This is a genomic window from Polynucleobacter sp. IMCC 29146, assembly GCF_021395195.1.
GTDB lineage: Bacteria > Pseudomonadota > Gammaproteobacteria > Burkholderiales > Burkholderiaceae > Polynucleobacter.
Genome location: NZ_JAJVCR010000001.1, coordinates 248425 through 267990, shown reverse-complemented (window position 1 = coordinate 267990; position 19566 = coordinate 248425). Strand labels below are relative to the sequence as shown.

At 46.6% G+C, this 19566-nt stretch carries 17 protein-coding genes; 16 read left to right on the top strand and 1 reads right to left on the bottom strand.

The genetic code is table 11. From position 1 onward, the window contains the following. The first annotated feature begins 17 nt into the window (after positions 1-17). The 16 genes from LZT22_RS01355 to hisD all read left to right on the top strand — a co-directional run bounded on the left by LZT22_RS01355 (position 18) and on the right by hisD (position 18420). Positions 18-2357, top strand: coding sequence for a penicillin-binding protein 1A (locus tag LZT22_RS01355; RefSeq protein ID WP_233923261.1), 2340 nt, complete (start codon positions 18-20; stop codon positions 2355-2357). Positions 2358-2372: 15 nt separating this feature from the next. Next, entirely contained in the window at positions 2373-3059 is a 687-nt protein-coding gene (locus tag LZT22_RS01350) for a transposase (RefSeq protein ID WP_233923260.1), read from the top strand. Positions 3060-3220: 161 nt separating this feature from the next. Continuing rightward, positions 3221-7960 (top strand): glutamate synthase-related protein, encoded by a 4740-nt coding sequence (locus tag LZT22_RS01345; protein WP_233923259.1) that lies wholly within the window; start codon positions 3221-3223, stop codon positions 7958-7960. A gap of 30 nt (positions 7961-7990) precedes the next feature. Further along, entirely contained in the window at positions 7991-9454 is a 1464-nt protein-coding gene (locus LZT22_RS01340; protein ID WP_233923258.1) for a glutamate synthase subunit beta, read from the top strand. Between the two features lie 7 nt (positions 9455-9461). Continuing rightward, on the top strand, positions 9462-10319 hold the full coding sequence (locus LZT22_RS01335; RefSeq protein WP_233923257.1) for an ABC transporter ATP-binding protein: 858 nt from the start codon (positions 9462-9464) through the stop codon (positions 10317-10319). Further along, on the top strand, positions 10319-11122 hold the full coding sequence (gene mlaE / locus LZT22_RS01330; RefSeq protein WP_233923256.1) for a lipid asymmetry maintenance ABC transporter permease subunit MlaE: 804 nt from the start codon (positions 10319-10321) through the stop codon (positions 11120-11122). The genes LZT22_RS01335 and mlaE overlap by 1 nt, the downstream gene beginning before the upstream one ends. A 28-nt stretch (positions 11123-11150) precedes the next feature. Then, positions 11151-11645 carry an outer membrane lipid asymmetry maintenance protein MlaD gene (gene mlaD, locus LZT22_RS01325; RefSeq protein ID WP_233923255.1) on the top strand — a complete coding sequence of 165 codons (495 nt, stop codon included), beginning with the start codon at positions 11151-11153 and terminating at the stop codon, positions 11643-11645. Continuing rightward, the gene (locus LZT22_RS01320; RefSeq protein ID WP_233923254.1) at positions 11642-12385 is read left to right on the top strand and encodes a VacJ family lipoprotein; all 744 of its coding nucleotides are present in this window, start codon (positions 11642-11644) and stop codon (positions 12383-12385) included. Before mlaD ends, LZT22_RS01320 begins: the two co-directional genes overlap by 4 nt. A 67-nt stretch (positions 12386-12452) precedes the next feature. Beyond that, positions 12453-13097, top strand: a complete 645-nt coding sequence (locus tag LZT22_RS01315; protein WP_233923253.1) for a phospholipid-binding protein MlaC — start codon at positions 12453-12455, stop codon at positions 13095-13097. 24 nt (positions 13098-13121) lie between these two features. Continuing rightward, entirely contained in the window at positions 13122-13385 is a 264-nt protein-coding gene (locus tag LZT22_RS01310) for a lipid asymmetry maintenance protein MlaB (protein WP_233923252.1), read from the top strand. After that, positions 13382-14134 (top strand): ABC transporter ATP-binding protein, encoded by a 753-nt coding sequence (locus LZT22_RS01305; RefSeq protein ID WP_233923251.1) that lies wholly within the window; start codon positions 13382-13384, stop codon positions 14132-14134. The genes LZT22_RS01310 and LZT22_RS01305 overlap by 4 nt, the downstream gene beginning before the upstream one ends. Next, positions 14131-14910, top strand: a complete 780-nt coding sequence (locus LZT22_RS01300) for an ABC transporter permease (RefSeq protein ID WP_233923250.1) — start codon at positions 14131-14133, stop codon at positions 14908-14910. Before LZT22_RS01305 ends, LZT22_RS01300 begins: the two co-directional genes overlap by 4 nt. Positions 14911-14929: 19 nt before the next feature. Next, positions 14930-15178: a BolA family protein gene (locus LZT22_RS01295; protein WP_233923249.1), complete on the top strand. Its 249-nt coding sequence runs from the start codon at positions 14930-14932 to the stop codon at positions 15176-15178. A 14-nt stretch (positions 15179-15192) separates the two neighbouring features. Further along, on the top strand, positions 15193-16455 hold the full coding sequence (murA, locus tag LZT22_RS01290) for a UDP-N-acetylglucosamine 1-carboxyvinyltransferase (RefSeq protein ID WP_233923248.1): 1263 nt from the start codon (positions 15193-15195) through the stop codon (positions 16453-16455). Positions 16456-16462: 7 nt separating this feature from the next. Continuing rightward, on the top strand, positions 16463-17092 hold the full coding sequence (gene hisG / locus LZT22_RS01285) for an ATP phosphoribosyltransferase (RefSeq protein ID WP_233923247.1): 630 nt from the start codon (positions 16463-16465) through the stop codon (positions 17090-17092). Then, the gene (hisD, locus tag LZT22_RS01280; RefSeq protein ID WP_233923246.1) at positions 17089-18420 is read left to right on the top strand and encodes a histidinol dehydrogenase; all 1332 of its coding nucleotides are present in this window, start codon (positions 17089-17091) and stop codon (positions 18418-18420) included. The genes hisG and hisD overlap by 4 nt, the downstream gene beginning before the upstream one ends. A 13-nt stretch (positions 18421-18433) precedes the next feature. Here hisD and hisC read toward each other — a convergent pair whose 3' ends face one another. Then, positions 18434-19498 (bottom strand): histidinol-phosphate transaminase, encoded by a 1065-nt coding sequence (gene hisC / locus LZT22_RS01275; protein ID WP_233923245.1) that lies wholly within the window; start codon positions 19496-19498, stop codon positions 18434-18436. Positions 19499-19566: the final 68 nt, after the last annotated feature.

Below are 19566 nucleotides of genomic sequence, written 5' to 3'. Positions count from 1 at the left end.
TCTTATAATTCAAACTTATGGCACAAACCCCTCAAGACAGGCCGCCCCTGAAACCAAATGCACGCAATCAGCCCAGCGGCACGGTTCGCCCTCGCTTGAACTCCGGAGGTCATTCTTTTTGGACCGCGATTCGTAGCCCGCTCGTGAAAGCCTTATTAATTCTGGGGCTGGTCTTGGCAATTTTACTGAGCTTGCTGTTGGCTTACGCTTTTATTGTGGCCAAGCCAAATTTACCGAGTATTTCCGCTTTAACGGATTACAACCCTAAAGTGCCCTTGCGAATTTATACCGCAGATAAAGTCTTAATTGGTGAGTTTGGCGAAGAGCGACGTAAGTTAGTGCCACTAAATCAAATGCCGCAACAAATGAAAAATGCGGTCTTATCAATAGAGGATGATCGTTTTTATTCCCATGGCGGAGTTGATTATTTCGGAGTGTTGCGTGCCGGACTAGCTAATTTGCGTGGCCGCTTGGCACAAGGTGCGTCAACTATAACCATGCAAGTTGCCCGAAATTTTTTCTTGGGAAATGAAAAAACCTTTAGCCGCAAAATTTATGAAGTTTTATTGGCCTGGAAAATTGAAGCTGAGCTGAGTAAAGACAAAATTCTTGAAATTTATATGAATCAAATTTTTTTGGGTCAGCGCGCTTATGGTTTTGCAAGCGCGGCGCAAATTTATTTTGGTAAAGATATTCATGAAATTAGCATTGCCGAAGCAGCGATGTTGGCCGGCTTACCAAAGGCGCCATCAGCCTATAACCCAGTTACTAATTATCGTCGTGCGAAAGCGCGCCAAGAATATATTTTGCAACGGATGCGCGATTTATCCTATATTACTCCCGCAGAATACGATAAAGCGATGAAGGAGGAATTACGCGTGCGGGGCTTGGGTAATGAATTTAGAACCCGCGCTGATTTCGCTGCGGAAATGGTAAGACAAATTTTATTTGCCCAATATGGTGAGGCAATTTATTCCCAAGGCTTAGATGTGTACACGACACTTTTAAAAGCTGATCAAGATGCGGCTTACCGCGCAGTGCGCCGAGGTATTTTTGAGTATGACTTACGGCACGCTTATCGTGGTCCCGAGGGCTTTATTGAATTGCCAGTAGATAATTTAAAGCGCCAACGGGCCATTGATGATGCTTTGCTTGAGCATCCACCGCTCGATGAGCTTCAGTCAGGCGTGGTATTGGCAGTCAAGCCTAAAGAGCTTGAGGTGATGATTGCGACGGGAGATGTCATTGTAATCAAAGGCGACGGCATGAAACTAGCCTTAGCCACACTCACTGATAGCGCACAGCCCAAGAAGCGCTTACGGCCTGGAGCGATAGTGCGCTTGTTAGCTGAAGATGGCATGTGGAAGTTGGCCCAACTTCCACAAGTTGAAGCGGCATTCGTATCGATGAATCCAGAAACTGGCGCAATTTTATCCTTGGTAGGCGGTTTTGATTTTCATCGTACGCAATTTAATCATGTGACACAGGCAATGCGCCAACCAGGCTCCTCGTTTAAGCCCTTTATTTATGCCGCAGCACTTGAAAAAGGATTTTCACCCAGCACCGTTGTTAATGATGCGCCGATTTCGATTGGTATTTTAGAAACCGGCAGTCAAGCTTGGGAGCCGAAAAATTATGATGGGAAGTATGAGGGGCTGATGCGCTTGCGTACTGCCTTAGCAAAATCCAAAAACGTAGTTTCGGTGCGCCTATTACGCACTATTGGCCCCTCGTATGCGCAGGAATATATTCAGCGTTTTGGTTTTGAGCCAGAAAAACACCCACCTTACTTAACCTTAGCTTTGGGCGCAGGCTCAGTTACCCCATTACAAATGGCAGCAGCGTATAGTGTTTTTGCCAACGGGGGTTATCGAGTGGACCCTTTTTTAATTGACAAAATGATCGACAACAAAGGGGTGGTGTTATTTGAGGCTCAACCCGTGCGGGTACATGAAAGTGGCACGCGAGTGCTAGATGCGAGAACGGCATTTGTGATTGATAGCATGTTGCAAGAGGTAACTAAAACTGGCACTGCTGCAAGTGCACGAGCAAAATTAGGACGAACTGATATAGCTGGCAAAACAGGTACGACTAACGACTCACATGATGCCTGGTTTGCAGGGTATAACCCAAAAGTCGTGGCAATTGCATGGATTGGTTTTGATAAGCCTGCGAGTTTGGGTGATCGGGAAACCGGCGGCGGCCTTGCCTTACCAATTTGGATTTCATATATGACCACGGCACTAAGAGGCTCACCAGAAGAGGCGCGCGTTGTCCCAGATGGCGTAACGCAATTTGATGGCGATTGGTTTATTCCTGAATTTGCTCCGCAGGGTGGTATTCGCCAACTCAACTAGTTGACGACCTGAATTATGGCCCGTCAAGCACGCATCGTGATTCCAGGTCAAGCTATGCATGTCATGGCTCGAGGTAATAATCGCCAAACGCTTTTTTTTAATTCGGCAGATCGCCGCATTTACTTAGATTGGTTACGCGAAGCGGCTAAAGAATTTGGGTGTACGGTGCATGCATTTGCTTTAATGCCGAATCATCTACATTGTCTTTTAACCCCCCAGCATGCGCATTCCCTAGCAAAAACCATGCAGTCCTTAGGTCGCAGGTATGCTCAATACTGCAATCAGCAGCAAAATCGCTCTGGAACAATTTGGGAAGGGCGATACCGTTCTTCACTCATTGACGCTGAACATTTTTTACGTTGCCAACGGTATTTAGAATTAAATCCTGTTCGGGCTGGTTATGAATCAAGCCCCGCCGCTTCTAGTTGGACTAGCTACCTTAGCCATACTGGAGAAAAGGTAGAGCCATGGTTAGTCGACCATTCCAGCTTTTGGGCCTTAGGAAATACTCCATTTGAACGGCAATTAGCCTGGCAGCACTTTGTACAGGAGGGCTCCCCCCACCGTGAAGACCTAGAAATAACAGAATACCTATTGAAATCAAAGCCTTGGATTTCTCAGGCAACGGCTATGCAACTTTTTAAGAGTCCCTTAGACGTGGTACAAATTCGGCCACGTGGGCGCCCTAGGCAGAGAATTTAACGAATCTGTCCCCAATAAGCTAAAATGAACGTACTGTCTATTCGTTAATTGGGACAGAGTCATTTTATTTCTATTGCATCTAAAGGGGTATTCCCCTATATTAGTTTCTCCCAACTAGTAATGCTGCTAATTTTTTAAGCTCCACCGCGAGATTGATGATGATGACAACTGAATTACGCCCTGTTAAACAAGGGCTTTATGACCCACAAAATGAACATGATGCCTGTGGCGTAGGATTTGTGGCGCATATCAAAGGCAAAAAATCCCACGATATCATCACGCAGGGATTAAAAATCCTCGAGAACTTAGATCATCGTGGCGCAGTTGGCGCTGATCCGCTGATGGGTGATGGCGCTGGCATTTTGATTCAAATACCCGATCAACTGTATCGGGATGAAATGGCTTTACAAGGTGTAACTCTACCGCCCTTAGGCGAGTATGGCGTCGGCATGATTTTTTTACCTAAAGAGAACGCATCCCGGTTGGCCTGTGAACAGGAATTAGAGCGGACAGTACGTCTTGAAGGACAAACGGTATTAGGTTGGCGTGATGTACCAGTAGACGTTCAATTGCCCATGTCACCGACGGTGAGAAAAACCGAGCCCGTCATTCGGCAAATTTTTATTGGGCGTGGGCGCGACATTATGACGACTGATGCCCTTGAGCGTAAGCTGTACGTTATTCGCAAAACAGCTAGCCATGCAATTCAAGATTTACATTTAAAACATGGTAAAGAATATTTCGTCACTTCGATGTCGGCTCGTACCATTGTTTATAAAGGCTTGCTCTTAGCCAACCAAGTTGGAGCCTACTATCAAGACTTAACTGATGAACGTACCGTTTCAGCCTTGGCATTAGTGCATCAGCGCTTTTCAACGAATACCTTTCCTGCTTGGGAGTTAGCTCATCCTTACCGCATGATTGCGCACAATGGCGAAATTAATACCGTAAAAGGGAATGTCAATTGGATTAATGCGCGCACTGGCGCAATTAGTTCACCCGTATTAGGGGATGACTTACAAAAATTATGGCCACTAATCTATCCGGGGCAATCGGACACAGCCTGTTTTGATAACTGCCTTGAATTACTAGTAATGGCTGGCTATCCTATGGCGCAAGCCATGATGATGATGATTCCTGAAGCTTGGGAACAACACAATTTGATGGACGTCAATCGGCGGGCTTTTTATGAGTACCATGCCTCGATGATGGAGCCTTGGGATGGTCCAGCAGCGATGGCATTTACCGATGGACGTCAAATTGGCGCAACCCTTGATCGTAACGGTTTACGCCCCGCACGGTATTACGTAACCGACGATGATCTTGTCATCATGGCATCCGAGGCTGGAGTATTAGCAATACCTGAAAGCAAGATTGTTCATAAGTGGCGCTTACAGCCCGGCAAAATGTTCATGATTGATATGGAACAGGGCCGCATTATTGAAGACGTTGAGTTAAAAGACGCGGTTGCTAAAGCAAAGCCTTATAAAAGCTGGCTTGATGCAGTACGCATTAAGTTAGATGAGGTTACCGTAAGTGCAAGCGATCGCCTTGACGAAAAACGCGTCATTCGACCTATCGCGAAATTACTCGACCGCCAACAGGCCTTTGGTTACACCCAAGAAGATTTGAAATACTTAATGGCTCCAATGGCTAGCGCCGGCGAGGAAGCCATTGGCTCGATGGGTAACGATAGCCCCTTGGCGGTGTTATCAAATAAAAATAAATCACTTTATAACTACTTTAAGCAATTATTTGCGCAGGTAACTAATCCGCCGATTGATCCTATTCGCGAAAATCTAGTGATGTCATTGGTATCGTTCATTGGTCCTAAGCCCAATTTATTGGATACCAATAATATTAATCCGCCTATGCGCTTAGAAGTGAGTCAACCGATTCTTGATTTCGCTGACATCACTAAAATTCGTCACATTGAGCATTACTCTAATGGTAAGTTTCGCTCTTACGAATTGGATATTTGCTATCCAGCCGCCTGGGGTAAAGCTGGTATTGAAGCGCGGCTAGCGTCACTGTGTGCCGAGGCGGCTGATGCTGTGCGTTCAGGCTATACCATCTTAATTGTTAGCGATCGTCAGGTAGATCAACATCATGTGGCCATACCTGCATTGTTAGCAACGTCAGCCATTCATCAGCATTTAGTTGAAAAAGGTTTGCGCACTAGTGTTGGCTTGGTCGTTGAAACGGGCAGTGCACGCGAAACCCATCACTTTGCTTTATTAGCGGGTTATGGCGCTGAAGCAATCCACCCTTATCTTGCAATGGAAACTTTAGCGCAAATGGCTCAGGGTCTTCCTGGAGACTTATCGGCCGAAAAGGCGATCAAGAATTTTGTAAAGGCAGTTGGCAAGGGATTACAAAAAGTGATGTCCAAAATGGGCATCTCAACCTATATGTCGTACACCGGCTCACAAATTTTTGAGGCCATTGGTTTAAATCAAGAGGTAATCAACCAATATTTCAAGGGCACCTCATCTAATGTCGGTGGCATCGGGGTATTTGAGGTAGCCGAAGAGGCTTTACAGATGCACCAAGCTGCATTTGGTGATGACCCAGTCTTAACTAATATGCTCGAAGCTGGCGGAGAATATGCTTATCGGATTCGCGGTGAAAACCACATGTGGACGCCTGATACGATTGCCAAGCTGCAGCACGCAACCCGCATTGGGCCAGAAAAAGGCTATCAAACCTATAAAGAGTACGCCAACATCATTAATGATCAAAGTAAGCGGCAAATGACTTTGCGGGGCTTATTTGAATTTAAAATTGATCCAGCCAAGGCTATCTCACTCGATGAGGTAGAGCCTGCTAAAGAAATTGTTAAACGCTTTGCAACGGGCGCAATGTCATTGGGCTCGATTTCGACCGAGGCTCATGCCACCTTAGCAATTGCCATGAATCGGATTGGTGGAAAATCAAATACGGGTGAAGGTGGAGAAGACCCCAATCGCTATATTAATGAACTAAAGGGTATTCCAATTAAAAAAGGCGAAACCCTCGCCAGTATTCTTGGCAGTGATGTGGTGGAGGCCAACATTCCACTGCAAGAGGGTGATTCATTGCGCTCTAAAATTAAACAAGTCGCTTCAGGTCGTTTTGGTGTAACCGCCCAATATTTGCGTAGTGCAGATCAAATGCAAATTAAGATGGCTCAAGGCGCAAAGCCTGGTGAGGGGGGCCAATTGCCAGGTAGTAAGGTATCGGATTACATTGGCAACTTGCGCTTTTCCGTGCCTGGTGTAGGCTTAATTTCACCGCCACCACACCATGATATTTATTCGATTGAAGATCTCGCCCAGCTAATACATGATTTAAAAAATGTGAATTCTGCCGCTGATGTATCAGTCAAATTAGTTTCTGAAGTGGGTGTTGGTACGGTTGCTGCTGGTGTCGCTAAAGCGAAAGCCGATCATGTGGTCATTGCCGGTCATGATGGTGGCACAGGGGCTTCGCCATTGTCATCTATTAAGCACGCCGGCTCACCGTGGGAATTGGGTTTGGCTGAAACCCAGCAAACTTTAGTATTGAATCGTTTGCGCAGCCGAATACGCGTGCAGGCTGATGGTCAAATGAAAACGGGTCGGGATGTCGTGATTGGCGCATTGTTAGGCGCGGATGAATTTGGTTTTGCAACGGCGCCCTTAGTTGTTGAGGGCTGCATCATGATGCGCAAGTGTCATTTAAATACCTGTCCCGTTGGCGTCGCTACCCAAGACCCTGAATTGCGTAAACGGTTTGCAGGTAAGCCCGAGCATGTGGTGAACTTCTTCTTTTATATTGCGGAAGAAGCACGTGAATTAATGGCCCAACTTGGTATTCGCAAATTTGATGATCTGATTGGGCGAGTAGATTTGCTCGATACGCGTAAGGGTGTGGAGAACTGGAAAACCCGTGGTTTAGATTTCAGCAAAATATTTGCTGCTCCGCGGGTCCCTGCTGATGTACCGCGATATCAAGTATTAAAGCAAGATCATAATTTGGGTAGCGCACTTGACCATATTTTGATTGAAAAAAGCGAGCCTGCTCTTGAGCGTGGTGAAAAGGTTTCCTTTATCGTGCCAGTGCGTAACGTCAATCGCACTGTGGGTGCGATGCTTTCGGGTGAAGTAGCACAACACCATGGGCATGAAGGTTTGCCCAAGGATACGATCCATATTCAGTTGAACGGCACAGCGGGCCAAAGTTTTGGCGCATTTTTGGCGCACGGAATTACGCTAGATTTAGTTGGCGATGGCAATGACTATGTTGGCAAAGGTTTGTCGGGAGGTTGCGTTATTGTACGTACTCCCCATGAATTCCGTGGCGATTCTGCAAAAAATATTATCGTGGGCAATACCGTTTTATATGGCGCCATTAGTGGCGAAGCATTTTTTAATGGCGTAGCAGGTGAACGTTTTGCAGTGCGTAATTCAGGGGCTACAGCAGTAGTTGAAGGCACAGGCGATCACGGCTGTGAGTATATGACTGGCGGGACGGTGGTGGTCCTGGGTCAAACGGGGCGTAACTTTGCTGCTGGCATGAGCGGCGGTATAGCTTATGTCTATGATGAAGATGGCTTATTTGAGAAGCGTTGCAATACCAGCATGGTTACCTTAGAGAAAGTGTTAACCAGCGCAGAGCAAATTGCGCAAATGCCGCAGTCAGAGTGGCATGCGCCAAGCGATGTGAAAGATGGTGGCGAGCGCGTAAGCGATGAGGTGATTTTAAAAGGCTTGGTTGAGCAGCATTTCCGCCACACGGGTTCTGAGCGTGCCAAAGCCATTTTGGCCGACTGGGAGCAAGCGCGTAACCGCTTTATTAAAGTGTTGCCCACCGAATATAAGCGTGCTTTAGGTGAGCTCTGGCTGAAGTCAGAAAATCAAGACAAATTAATTACTGCTTAAGTAAGTGTAAAGAAAAGGAACACAGGGGTTATGGGTAAGGTTACGGGTTTTATGGAATTCGAGCGGGTCAATGAGACCTACGAGGCACCAACGCAACGCATTCATCATTACAAAGAGTTTGTGCTGGCTTTAGAGGACGCAGAGGCGCAAGTGCAAGGCGCGCGCTGCATGGATTGTGGCATTCCCTTTTGCAATAACGGCTGCCCCGTAAACAATATCATCCCCGATTTTAACGATTTAGTTTTTCGTGGTGATTGGCAAAATGCGCTTGATGTTTTGCACTCAACCAATAATTTTCCTGAGTTTACTGGACGTATTTGTCCAGCGCCGTGCGAGGCTGCGTGCACCCTAACAATCAATCGCGCGCCGGTTGGCATTAAGTCTATTGAACACGCCATTATTGATAAAGGCTGGGAAAATGGTTGGGTTAAGCCACAGCCAGCTAAACACAAAACAGGTAAGCGCATTGCAATTGTTGGTTCTGGCCCAGCAGGGATGGCGGCAGCGCAACAACTTGCTCGGGTTGGCCATGAGGTTACCGTCTATGAAAAAAATGATCGGGTAGGCGGCTTATTACGTTACGGCATTCCAGATTTTAAAATGGAAAAATGGCTCATTGATCGGCGTGTCGAACAAATGCAAGCCGAGGGCGTCGTATTTAAAACTAGCGTTTTTGTTGGTAAAGAGGCTCTGCACGAGAAAATTAAAAATTACTCAAGCAAGACTATAGATCCAGCAGAATTACTTGCTACATTTGATGCGGTCATTATTTCGGGGGGCGCCGAGCAGCCGCGCGATTTGCCGGTACCAGGCAGAGAATTAAGTGGCATTCATTACGCGCTCGAATTTTTAATTCCGCAAAATAAAGAAGTTGCTGGTGATAGTACGAATGAAATTCGGGCTACGGATAAGCATATTGTGGTGATTGGCGGCGGCGATACGGGTTCGGATTGTGTGGGCACATCGAATCGACACGGGGCTAAAAACGTGACCCAATTCGAACTTTTGCCCCAACCACCTGAGCGCGAAAATACCCCCTTAGTTTGGCCCTATTGGCCGACCAAATTACGCACCTCATCTTCACATGAAGAAGGCTGTGAGCGTGATTGGTCGGTAGCAACCAAACGCTTTGAAGGTAAAAACGGTAAAGTAGAAAAATTAATTGGCGTGCGCTTAGAGTGGCAAGATGGCAAGATGGCCGAAATGCCCAACTCAGAGTTTGAAATCAAAGCCGATTTAGTTCTTTTGGCAATGGGCTTTGTTTCGCCCGCCCAGCAAATTCTGGCTGCATTTGGGGTTGAGCAAGATGCACGCGGTAACGCTAAAGCTACTGTAGATGGGCAAAAGGCCTATCACACGAACATTCCACAAGTGTTTGCTGCCGGCGATATGCGCCGCGGACAATCTTTAGTGGTTTGGGCGATTCGTGAAGGACGCCAATGCGCGCGTGCGGTGGATGAGTTTCTAATGGGCTCTTCCGTTTTGCCTCGATAATGCCAGCATGCATAAAGGTTTATCCCCCTCACTCTCTCAACCCTTAGCTTCAAGCTTTGCAGGAGAAGTGGTGGTCGCCATTCGGGGCGTTGATTTTTCCTACAATCTAGGCGAGCGGCAAATTTTGTCTGGTTTAAATATGGAATTTAAGCGTGGCCAAGTCGTTGCGGTAATGGGCGGCTCAGGTTGCGGTAAGACGACCATCTTACGTTTAATTGGTGGTCAATATACCGCGCAGCGTGGCCAAGTTATATTTGAAGGCCAAGATATCGGCAAGCTAAGCACAGCGCAATTGATGCACGCCCGCAGACGGATGGGGATGCTTTTTCAATTCGGCGCACTTTTTACCGATCTCAGTGTTTTTGAAAATGTGGCCTTTCCTTTGCGTGAACACACTGACTTAAATGAAGCCTTACTGCAGACCTTGGTGCTGATGAAATTAAATGCTGTGGGCTTACGTGGAGCTCGTGATTTAATGCCGGCGCAAATTTCGGGCGGCATGGCAAGGCGGGTTGCCTTAGCGCGTGCCATCGCACTAGATCCACCACTAATTATGTATGACGAACCATTTGCCGGACTAGACCCAATTTCATTGGGGATTACGGCACGCTTAATTCGTAATTTAAATGATGCACTTGGTTCCACTAGCCTCTTAGTAACTCATGATGTCGAAGAAACTTTTGCAATTGCAGACTATGTGTATTTCATTGCCAATGGCAAAATTGGCGCTGAAGGCACGCCAGCAGAGTTAAGTCATTCGCTTGATCCCTTTGTACGCCAATTTTTGGACGCTTCACCCGATGGCCCAGTGCCATTTCATTATCCTGGACTGAGTTTGCAAGATGATTTTGAGATGAGGGTGTAATGGCGAATTTAGCGCTTCACAAAACCCTCGATTTTTTTGCTGACCTGGGGTTTTTTATACGTAGAAATGTTACCGACCTTGGTTACGCTACGCGCATGTTTTTGGCCATTTTGTTGCGTTCTGGCTCGCTGTTGCGTAGACCCAGTTTAGTTTTAGATCAAATTCTTTTTCTTGGTAACCATTCATTTGTCATCATTGCAGTCTCGGGTTTATTTGTGGGTTTTGTATTGGGCTTGCAAGGTTATTACACCTTAAACCGGTATGGCTCAGAGCAAGCACTGGGCCTATTGGTGGCTTTATCTTTAACGCGCGAGCTTGGCCCAGTCATTACGGCCCTGCTTTTTGCTGGGCGCGCAGGCACTTCATTAACGGCTGAAATTGGTCTCATGAAAGCAGGCGAACAATTAACGGCGATGGAAATGATGGCGGTTGATCCTTTGCGGCGCGTGATGGCACCGCGCTTATGGGCCGGAATGATTGCAATGCCGATTTTGGCGACCATATTTACTGCTGTCGGTATTTTTGGCGGCTATTTAGTTGGAGTACCGTTAATTGGGGTAGATACCGGTGCATTTTGGGCACAGATGCAAGGTGGCGTCGATTTATTTAGCGATATTGGTAATGGTTTTATTAAAAGCCTTGTCTTTGGAGTGGCTGTCACCTTTATTGCCTTGTATCAAGGGTACGAGGCTAAGCCAACTCCAGAGGGCGTTTCGCGCGCCACGACTCGCACAGTGGTGCTATCTTCCTTGACCGTCCTAGCGCTTGATTTTTTGCTAACCGCATTGATGTTTTCGAATTGAAATATTGAGGGAATAAACTGAGATTCTTATGAGAAAAAGAGCAATTGATATTTGGGTTGGGTTATTTGTCGCTATTGGCCTATTGGCTGCTTTATTTTTAGCGCTAAAAGTGGGGAATATGAATGCGATTTCATTTCAACCTACTTACACTGTAACGGCGCGCTTTGACAATATTGGCGGGCTAAAACCACGTGCGCCAGTAAAAAGTGCCGGGGTAGTCGTGGGTCGGGTGGGCAGTATTTCTTTTGATGACAGTACATATCAAGCTACTGTACTTTTAACCCTAGATACAAATTATAAATTTCCGCAAGATTCCTCGGCCAAAATTTTGACTTCGGGTTTGTTGGGCGAGCAATATATCGGTCTTGAGGCCGGTGGCGCTGACCAGATGTTGGCGCAAGGTAGCAAGATTACCCAGACTCAATCAGCCATCGTGCTTGAAAGTTTGATTAGTCAATTTTTATATAACAAAGCTGCCGATAGCGGACAAGATAAAGGCAGCACTACAGGCGCAAGTAAGTGAAAATAGTTTTACGGCGTGCTTTAGTGACGCTCGTGTCGACGCTGTTATTCGCTTGCGCTAGCATTCCTGCTGGCACTCAACCCTCTGAGGCCGATCCTTGGGAACCCATGAATCGAGCTGTTTTTGCTTTTAATGAGGTGCTCGACGAATATTTACTCAAACCAATTACGGCGGCGTATCGTTTTATTTTGCCTGAAATAGTACGTACTGGTATTTATAATGTTTTTGGAAACTATAACGATATTTATACTGCCTTAAATAATTTATTACAAGGTAAGCCCGCTTTAGCATTTAATGATTTCATGCGCGTAATGGTCAATACCATTTTTGGTCTTGGGGGCTTGCTCGATGTTGCTACCCCCGCAGGCCTGGATAAACACAAAGAAGATTGGGGTCAAACCTTTGGGGTTTGGGGTGTGCCTGCTGGGCCCTATGTCGTGTTACCCTTCTTTGGTCCAAGTTCGGTACGCGATACTTTTGGCACGGTTGCCGATCTCGAATCCGACTATTTATTTACATACGTAAAAGATATTGGTTTACGCAACTCAATTACTGCGTTGCGAGTAATTAATGCACGTAATACGTATTACGAAGCCGGAGATTTGCTAGATGGTGCGGCAATCGATAAGTACACCTTTTTAAGAGATTCTTATATTCAGCGGCGCGCATATCAAATTAATGACGGACGTACTACAGATGAAGAGCCATTAATGCCGCCTTATGAAAATCCATACGAGTAATTTTAGGCTAGTAAGGCTAAAATTAGCACTCGATTGTTGAGATCCATTATTGCTAGAAAGTGTAAACATGTTGAAAGTAATAGCTTGGGGACTTTGTTTGTTGAGTGCGGTAGCCTTGGCGCAGGGTGTAACTAGTCCCGCCCCAGTTACTCCGCCCGATATGTCAACGCCTGACGGCATGATTAAAGCGGTGGTAAGCGAGGTAATGGCAGCCGTGAAGGCCGACCCCGAAATTCAAAAAGGTAATATTCCCCGCATTGTTGAATTAGTTGAAAAGAAAATTGTGCCCAATGCTGATATGCGTCGGACAACTGAAATGGCTATGGGCGCGAATTGGAAAAAAGCAACTCCCGAACAGCAAACTCAACTCATTCAGGAGTTCAAAACATTATTAATGCGTACGTATTCTGGCGCGATTAGTCAATTACGCGAGCAAACCATCCAGTTCAAGCCTTTGCGGGCAGCTGCAGACGATAAAGAGGTTACTGTTAAAACGGTGGTGCTGGGGCGTGGCGATCCGGTGCCCTTAGATTACCGCTTAGAAAAAACTGCGAATGGCTGGAAAGTCTATGACATGAATATTATGGGTGTTTGGCTCATTGAGGCATACCGTAATCAATTTACAAATCAAATTAGCCAAAATGGTATCGATGGACTGATTAAGTTTTTGCAAGAGCGCAATAAAGCACTGGCCGCTGGTAAGCCGAGTTAATTTTTTACTAGCCAATTTCCGTTCATGCCCTATTTTTTGCCTGCCACTGTAACCTTAAAAAATGCTAGTCAGATTGAGGCTGATGGCTTAGCCAATTGGGCACATGTAAATGAAATTGATTGTGTCAACCTGAATCAATTCGATTCGTCCTTGTTGGCAATTTTATTAAATTGGCGAAAAAAACGCTTAGCAGATCAGGGTTATTTTTTAATCCTCAATGCGCCACCTAAGTTAGCGGTCTTAGCTCGCGTTTATGGCGTGGCAGAGTTGTTGGGCTTGCCCGCATGACGCTAGCGATTCGGGTTGACCATGTTTCTAAAAGCTATGGCGAATTACGTGCTTTAAATGATATCTCGCTTGAAATAGAGCAGGGCGAATTTTTTGGCCTACTTGGCCCGAATGGCGCAGGTAAAACGACCTTAATTTCAATTTTGGCAGGTTTATGTCGGGCTGACACGGGCTTGGTTGAGGTGATGAATACTAATATCCAAACTGATTTCCGTTTAGCGCGCAGACTCCTGGGGGTAGTACCTCAAGAGCTAGTCTTCGACCCCTTTTTTACAGTGCGTGAGGCCTTACGTTTTCAATCAGGCTATTTTGGACTACGTAATAATGAGGATTGGATTGATGAAATCATGGCCAATCTTGACCTTACCAGCAAAGCGAATAGTAATATGCGGACGCTGTCGGGCGGCATGAAACGCCGCGTATTAGTAGCACAAGCCTTGGTACATCGCCCCCCTGTTATCGTGTTAGATGAACCTACTGCTGGGGTTGATGTCGAGTTGCGTCAGTCCTTATGGCAATTTGTTAGCCGCCTTAATCAAGATGGGCACACTATTGTCTTAACTACCCATTATTTGGAAGAAGCTGAAGCCTTATGTCAACGCATTGCGATGCTCAAGCAGGGGCAAATTGTGGCCTTAGATACCACCGCAAACTTACTGAACCGCTATGGGGTTACAGCTAAAAGTGGCAGTGCAGACGTAGACCTAGAAGATGTTTTTGTCAATATCATGGCGCGTGATTTAGCATGAAGTCGATGCCAATTACATACGCTAGTGGCTTTCCTACGCTCTTGTATAAAGAGGTACTCCGCTTTTATAAAGTCAGCTTTCAAACTGTGGCTGCTCCAGTATTAACGGCCATTCTGTATTTGTTGATTTTTGGACAAGTCTTACAAGGCAAAGTACTGGTCTATGAGCGCATTAGCTACATTGCGTTTTTAGTGCCCGGTTTAGTGATGATGAGCTTATTACAAAATGCTTTTGCTAATACATCATCATCACTCATTCAGTCGAAAATAATGGGCAATTTAATTTTTGTGCTCTTAGCGCCATTAAGCTCATTTGAGTTTTATGCCGCATATGTGCTGGCCGCAATCGTGCGCGGTATCGCAGTAGCATCTGGAGTTTTATTGATCACCATCTGGTTTGTGCCACCGAGTTTTGAATATCCACTCTGGATCGTGGTCTTTGCATTATTAAGCGCAGCGATATTAGGTGGCATGGGATTAATTGCTGGCATTTGGGCCGACAAATATGATCAGTTAGCAGCCTTTCAGAATTTTTTAATCATGCCGGCGACAATGTTATCTGGGGTTTTTTATTCGATTCATAGCTTGCCACCAGTTTGGCAAATGATTTCGCATTTCAATCCATTCTTTTATATGATTGATGGTTTTCGCTATGGCTTTTTTGGCGTGTCTGATATTTCACCATGGACTAGCCTCATGATCGTGGGCGGGTTTTTTATCGCAGTTTCAGTAATTGCCGTACGTTTATTACAAACGGGCTTCAAATTACGTTATTAAAAATCAAATTGGAATAAACATGTTGCCTACACCAGAACAAATTGAGTCATACATTAAACAGAGTATTACTTGTACTCATTTAATGGTTGAGGGCGATGGCCAACATTTTTATGCCACGATTGTGAGCCCTGATTTTGAAGGTAAGCGCTTAGTTCAGCGTCATCAGCTGGTTTATGCAGCGATGGGTGAGCGCATGAAGGCCGAGGTACATGCACTTTCTATTAAGGCATTTACGCCGACTGAATACCTTGAAAATCCTCCGGCCTAATCAGCGCTGCCGCTATGGATAAGTTGCGCATGATTGGTGGCACCCCTTTACATGGGGAGGTTTTAATTGCGGGCGCAAAAAACGCTGCCTTACCGATTTTATGTGCCAGCCTCTTAAGCGCTGAACCGATCGAGCTAGAGAATGTACCCGACCTGCAAGATGTGCGTACTATGCTCAAAATTTTGCAACAAATGGGGGTGACAGTTAGCTTCCCTGAGCCCACTAAACGCAGTCGAATAATCTTACAGGCAGCCCATATTCCGCGCCCCGAGGCAACTTATGAGATGGTCAAAACCATGCGGGCCTCTATTTTGGTTTTAGGGCCCTTGTTAGCCAGAATGCATAGTGCCAAGGTATCTTTGCCCGGCGGTTGCGCAATTGGCGCGCGACCGGTTGATCAGCACATTAAAGGTTTAAAGGCCATGGGTGCGAGCATCAAAATTAAAGGCGGATATATTCAGGCGCAAGCCGAACGCCTTTTGGGAGCCACAATTTTGACCGACATGATTACGGTTACTGGCACTGAAAATTTATTAATGGCGGCTTGTTTGGCTCAGGGCACCACCATTTTAGAAAATGCAGCACGCGAACCCGAGGTTGGTGATTTGGCTGAATTACTCGTGAAGATGGGAGCCCAGATTTCAGGTTTGGGCACCGAGCGTTTAGTGATCGAGGGAGTCGAACGACTGCATGGCGCGCAACACACCATTATTCCGGACCGCATTGAAGCCGGTACATTTTTATGTGCTGTAGCCGCCACAGGGGGGGAGATTTTGGTGAATCACTGCCGCCCTGATAATTTAGAGGCCTTGCTAGCGAAGCTGAGAGAGGCGGGCTTAAAAATGGCAATCGGCCCCGATTGGATTAAGGCAAGTATGGCTGGTCGCCCTCAGGCAGTGAGTTTTGCAACCTCCGAATACCCTGCTTTCCCGACCGATATGCAGGCGCAGTTTATGGTCTTAAATGCCCTAGCCAGTGGCAGCGCCACCATGACCGAAACCATTTTTGAAAACCGCTTTATGCATGTGCAGGAACTCAATCGCCTGGGCGCCGAGATTGCGATTGATGGCAATACTGCCATGGCCCAAGGGGTTGAAAGCCTCTCAGGCGCTATTGTCATGGCTACCGATCTGCGGGCCTCAGCCAGTTTAGTCATAGCTGGCTTGGCAGCGCAAGGCGAAACCCAAGTTGAGCGTATTTACCATCTCGATCGGGGATATGATCGTATGGAGCAAAAATTGACACAATTAGGCGCGAACATCCAGCGCATGAAATAATTGCCTGATGAAGTTAACTCTAGCCCTTTCGAAGGGGCGTATCTTCGAAGAATCAATGGCAATCCTCAGTCGGGTTGGAATTCGGCCCTTAGAGGATCCTGAAAAATCACGTAAGCTCATTCTTGAGACTTCGCATGCCGATGTTCGCCTAATTATTGTGCGGGCTGCCGACGTACCGACCTATGTGCAATTTGGCGGTGCTGACTTTGGCGTCGCTGGCTTAGATAGCTTGCTTGAAAAAGGCAGCGAAGGTTTATATGTGCCACTTGATTTAGGTATTGCGCAATGTCGTATGTCCGTTGCTGTCCGCGCTGGCTTTGATTACGCTGCAGCAGTTCAGCAGGGTTCGCGTTTACGTGTGGCCACTAAATATGTAAATTGCGCGCGCGATCACTTTGCCAACAAAGGCGTTCATGTTGACACCATCCAGTTATATGGCTCGATGGAGTTAGCGCCTTTAGTTGGTTTGGCTGACGCGATCGTCGACTTGGTTTCAACGGGCAATACTTTAAAAGCCAATGGCTTGGTTGAGGTTGAGCGCATTGCTGATATTAGCGCGCGCTTGATTGTTAATCAGGCTGCTTACAAACGTAAGCGTAGCCAAATACAGCCTCTTCTAGACCAATTGCAGCCATGAGCGCAAGTGTGAAAATTCAGCGGCTTGAAAGCGGTGCGGCTAATTTTCAGCAAACCCTATTAGCTAGCCTATCTATTCCGCTTGCGGAAGATGTCGCAATTGATCTTAAGGTAGCGGAAATTATTCTAGCAATTCAAACTCATGGCGATCAGGCTTTACTTAAGTACACCAGTCAATTTGATCGCTTGCAGGTGCAAACCGCCCGCGCTTTAGAAATTCTGCCTAGCGAACTTGAAAAGGCTTACCTGCAATTGCCCGCAGACCAGTCTCAGGCTCTGAATAGTGCAGCCAAGCGTATTCGTAGCTACCATGATCAGCAACGCTTGCATGCTGGTTGTCAAACTTGGGATTACACCGAAGCCGATGGTACGCGGCTGGGACAAAAAGTGACTCCGCTGGATCGAGTAGGTATTTATGTGCCAGGGGGAAAAGCGGCCTATCCCTCATCCGTATTAATGAATGCTATTCCAGCCAAAGTGGCTGGGGTAGCTGAAGTCATTATGGTGGTGCCAACTCCCGCTGGCGTTCGCAATAATTTAGTCTTAGCAGCAGCGTGCTTAGCTGGAGTTGATCGGGTGTTTACTATAGGTGGTGCTCAAGCAATTGCTGCTTTAGCTTATGGTACAGCCACGATTCCTGCGGTCGATAAAATCGTCGGACCTGGCAATGCCTATGTTGCTGCCGCTAAGCGCAGGGTGTTTGGTCAGGTTGGGATCGATATGATTGCAGGACCATCAGAAATTTTAATTATTTGTGATGGCACTAGTAATCCCGATTGGGTGGCAATGGATTTATTTTCACAAGCAGAACATGATGAGCTGGCCCAATCAATCCTAGTTTGTCCTGATGTCAATTTTATCAATCAAGTCGATGCGAGTATGCAAAAACTCTTGCCGGAAATGCCACGCCAAGAAGTCATTCGCGCTTCTTTATCGAAGCGGGCATTGTTCATCCAGGTAGATGATATGCAGCAGGCTTGTGAAATTGCCAACACCATAGCACCTGAGCATTTAGAAATTTGTGCACAAAATGCGCGGCAATGGGCAGAGTTGATTCGCCACGCCGGCGCCATCTTTATGGGTAACTACACCAGTGAATCGTTGGGCGATTATTGTGCCGGACCAAACCATGTATTACCAACCGCCCGTACGGCACGCTTTTCTTCGCCATTAGGTGTGTACGATTTCATTAAGCGGTCAAGCATGATTGAAGTAAGCGAAGCCGGTGCGCAAACCTTAGGTCAAATCGCTAGTGCCATCGCCCATGGTGAAGGTTTGCAAGCCCATGCTCGCGCCGCAGAAATGCGTCTCAAAAAACCTGGCGCTTAGCGCTGAATAAATACTAAACAATTTCTTGCAATACTTGAATGAGTTCAGCGTTTTGCTCATCTGTGCCAATCGTAATGCGTAAAAAATCTGCGATGCGCGGTAAATTAAAGTGCCGCACGACGATCCCTCTGGCCCTGAGAGTTTGATATAACTCAAGGCCAGTCTGTTTGGGATGGCGGGTAAAAACAAAATTGGCAGTCGAGGGAATGGTATTAAAACCTAGTCGATCAAGAGCGGCAATTAATTCCTGGCGGGTAGCAATCACTTTAGCGGACATGGCTTCTAAGTACTGTTGATCTGCAATAGCTGCGCGTGCGCCAGCTTGCGCTAAACGTCCCAAGGGATAGGAATTAAAACTATTTTTCACCCGTTCTAAGGCCTCAATGAGGCGGGGATGACCCATGGCAAAACCCACCCGTAAACCTGCCAAGGCTCGGGATTTTGAGAGCGTCTGAATCACTAATACATTTTCTGGGCAGCCGGCCCCTTGCAATAGTGGCACGCAAGATTCCGTACCGTAATCGACATAGGCCTCATCAATCACGATGACTGAATTGGGATTAGTTTGAATTAGGCCAGCTATGGCTTTGCTTGCTAAAGCGCGCCCGGTAGGCGCATTGGGGTTAGGAAAAATAATCCCGCCATTCGGCTTGGCATAGTCCTCTAGGCAAATTTCAAAATTACTTCCTAAGGGAATAGTTTGCGCCTGAATGCCAAATAGCTTGCAGTACACCGGGTAAAAACTATACGTAATATCCGGAAATAAAACAGCTTGCTCGTGCTTCAAAAGACCTAAAAAAACATGCGCCAAGACCTCATCAGAGCCATTTCCTAGAAAAATTTGTTCAGTCGCTAGGCCGAATTGCTCGGCAATGATTTGCTTTAGTTCGCAACCATGAGGATCGGGATACAGCCGCAAATCAGGCGTATTTTGCTCAGCAATGGCTGCGAGCACCATGGGCGAAGGTCCGTATGGGCTTTCATTGGTATTGAGCTTCAGCAGCCGCTTCAATTGAGGCTGCTCACCAGGCACATAGGGGGTAAGGGTGTGTACGACAGGGCTCCAAAAGCGACTCATGGGTTTAGGGTGGTGTTAGGGGGTGCAGTGTGAAGGGATAGTGCTGGGCAAGTGAGAATGATATTATG

Bases quoted from the DNA above. Each gene is read 5' to 3' on its own strand.
- LZT22_RS01340 (WP_233923258.1), top strand. From the start codon at position 7,991: ATGGGTAAGGTTACGGGTTTTATGGAATTCGAGCGGGTCAATGAGACC.
- LZT22_RS01350 (WP_233923260.1), top strand. From the start codon at position 2,373: ATGGCCCGTCAAGCACGCATCGTGATTCCAGGTCAAGCTATGCATGTC.
- LZT22_RS01300 (WP_233923250.1), top strand. From the start codon at position 14,131: ATGAAGTCGATGCCAATTACATACGCTAGTGGCTTTCCTACGCTCTTG.
- LZT22_RS01315 (WP_233923253.1), top strand. From the start codon at position 12,453: ATGTTGAAAGTAATAGCTTGGGGACTTTGTTTGTTGAGTGCGGTAGCC.
- LZT22_RS01335 (WP_233923257.1), top strand. From the start codon at position 9,462: ATGCATAAAGGTTTATCCCCCTCACTCTCTCAACCCTTAGCTTCAAGC.
- mlaD (WP_233923255.1), top strand. From the start codon at position 11,151: ATGAGAAAAAGAGCAATTGATATTTGGGTTGGGTTATTTGTCGCTATT.
- LZT22_RS01295 (WP_233923249.1), top strand. From the start codon at position 14,930: ATGTTGCCTACACCAGAACAAATTGAGTCATACATTAAACAGAGTATT.
- LZT22_RS01305 (WP_233923251.1), top strand. From the start codon at position 13,382: ATGACGCTAGCGATTCGGGTTGACCATGTTTCTAAAAGCTATGGCGAA.
- hisD (WP_233923246.1), top strand. From the start codon at position 17,089: ATGAGCGCAAGTGTGAAAATTCAGCGGCTTGAAAGCGGTGCGGCTAAT.
- murA (WP_233923248.1), top strand. From the start codon at position 15,193: ATGGATAAGTTGCGCATGATTGGTGGCACCCCTTTACATGGGGAGGTT.
- hisC (WP_233923245.1), bottom strand. From the start codon at position 19,498: ATGAGTCGCTTTTGGAGCCCTGTCGTACACACCCTTACCCCCTATGTG.
- LZT22_RS01355 (WP_233923261.1), top strand. From the start codon at position 18: ATGGCACAAACCCCTCAAGACAGGCCGCCCCTGAAACCAAATGCACGC.
- LZT22_RS01310 (WP_233923252.1), top strand. From the start codon at position 13,122: ATGCCCTATTTTTTGCCTGCCACTGTAACCTTAAAAAATGCTAGTCAG.
- mlaE (WP_233923256.1), top strand. From the start codon at position 10,319: ATGGCGAATTTAGCGCTTCACAAAACCCTCGATTTTTTTGCTGACCTG.
- LZT22_RS01345 (WP_233923259.1), top strand. From the start codon at position 3,221: ATGACAACTGAATTACGCCCTGTTAAACAAGGGCTTTATGACCCACAA.
- hisG (WP_233923247.1), top strand. From the start codon at position 16,463: ATGAAGTTAACTCTAGCCCTTTCGAAGGGGCGTATCTTCGAAGAATCA.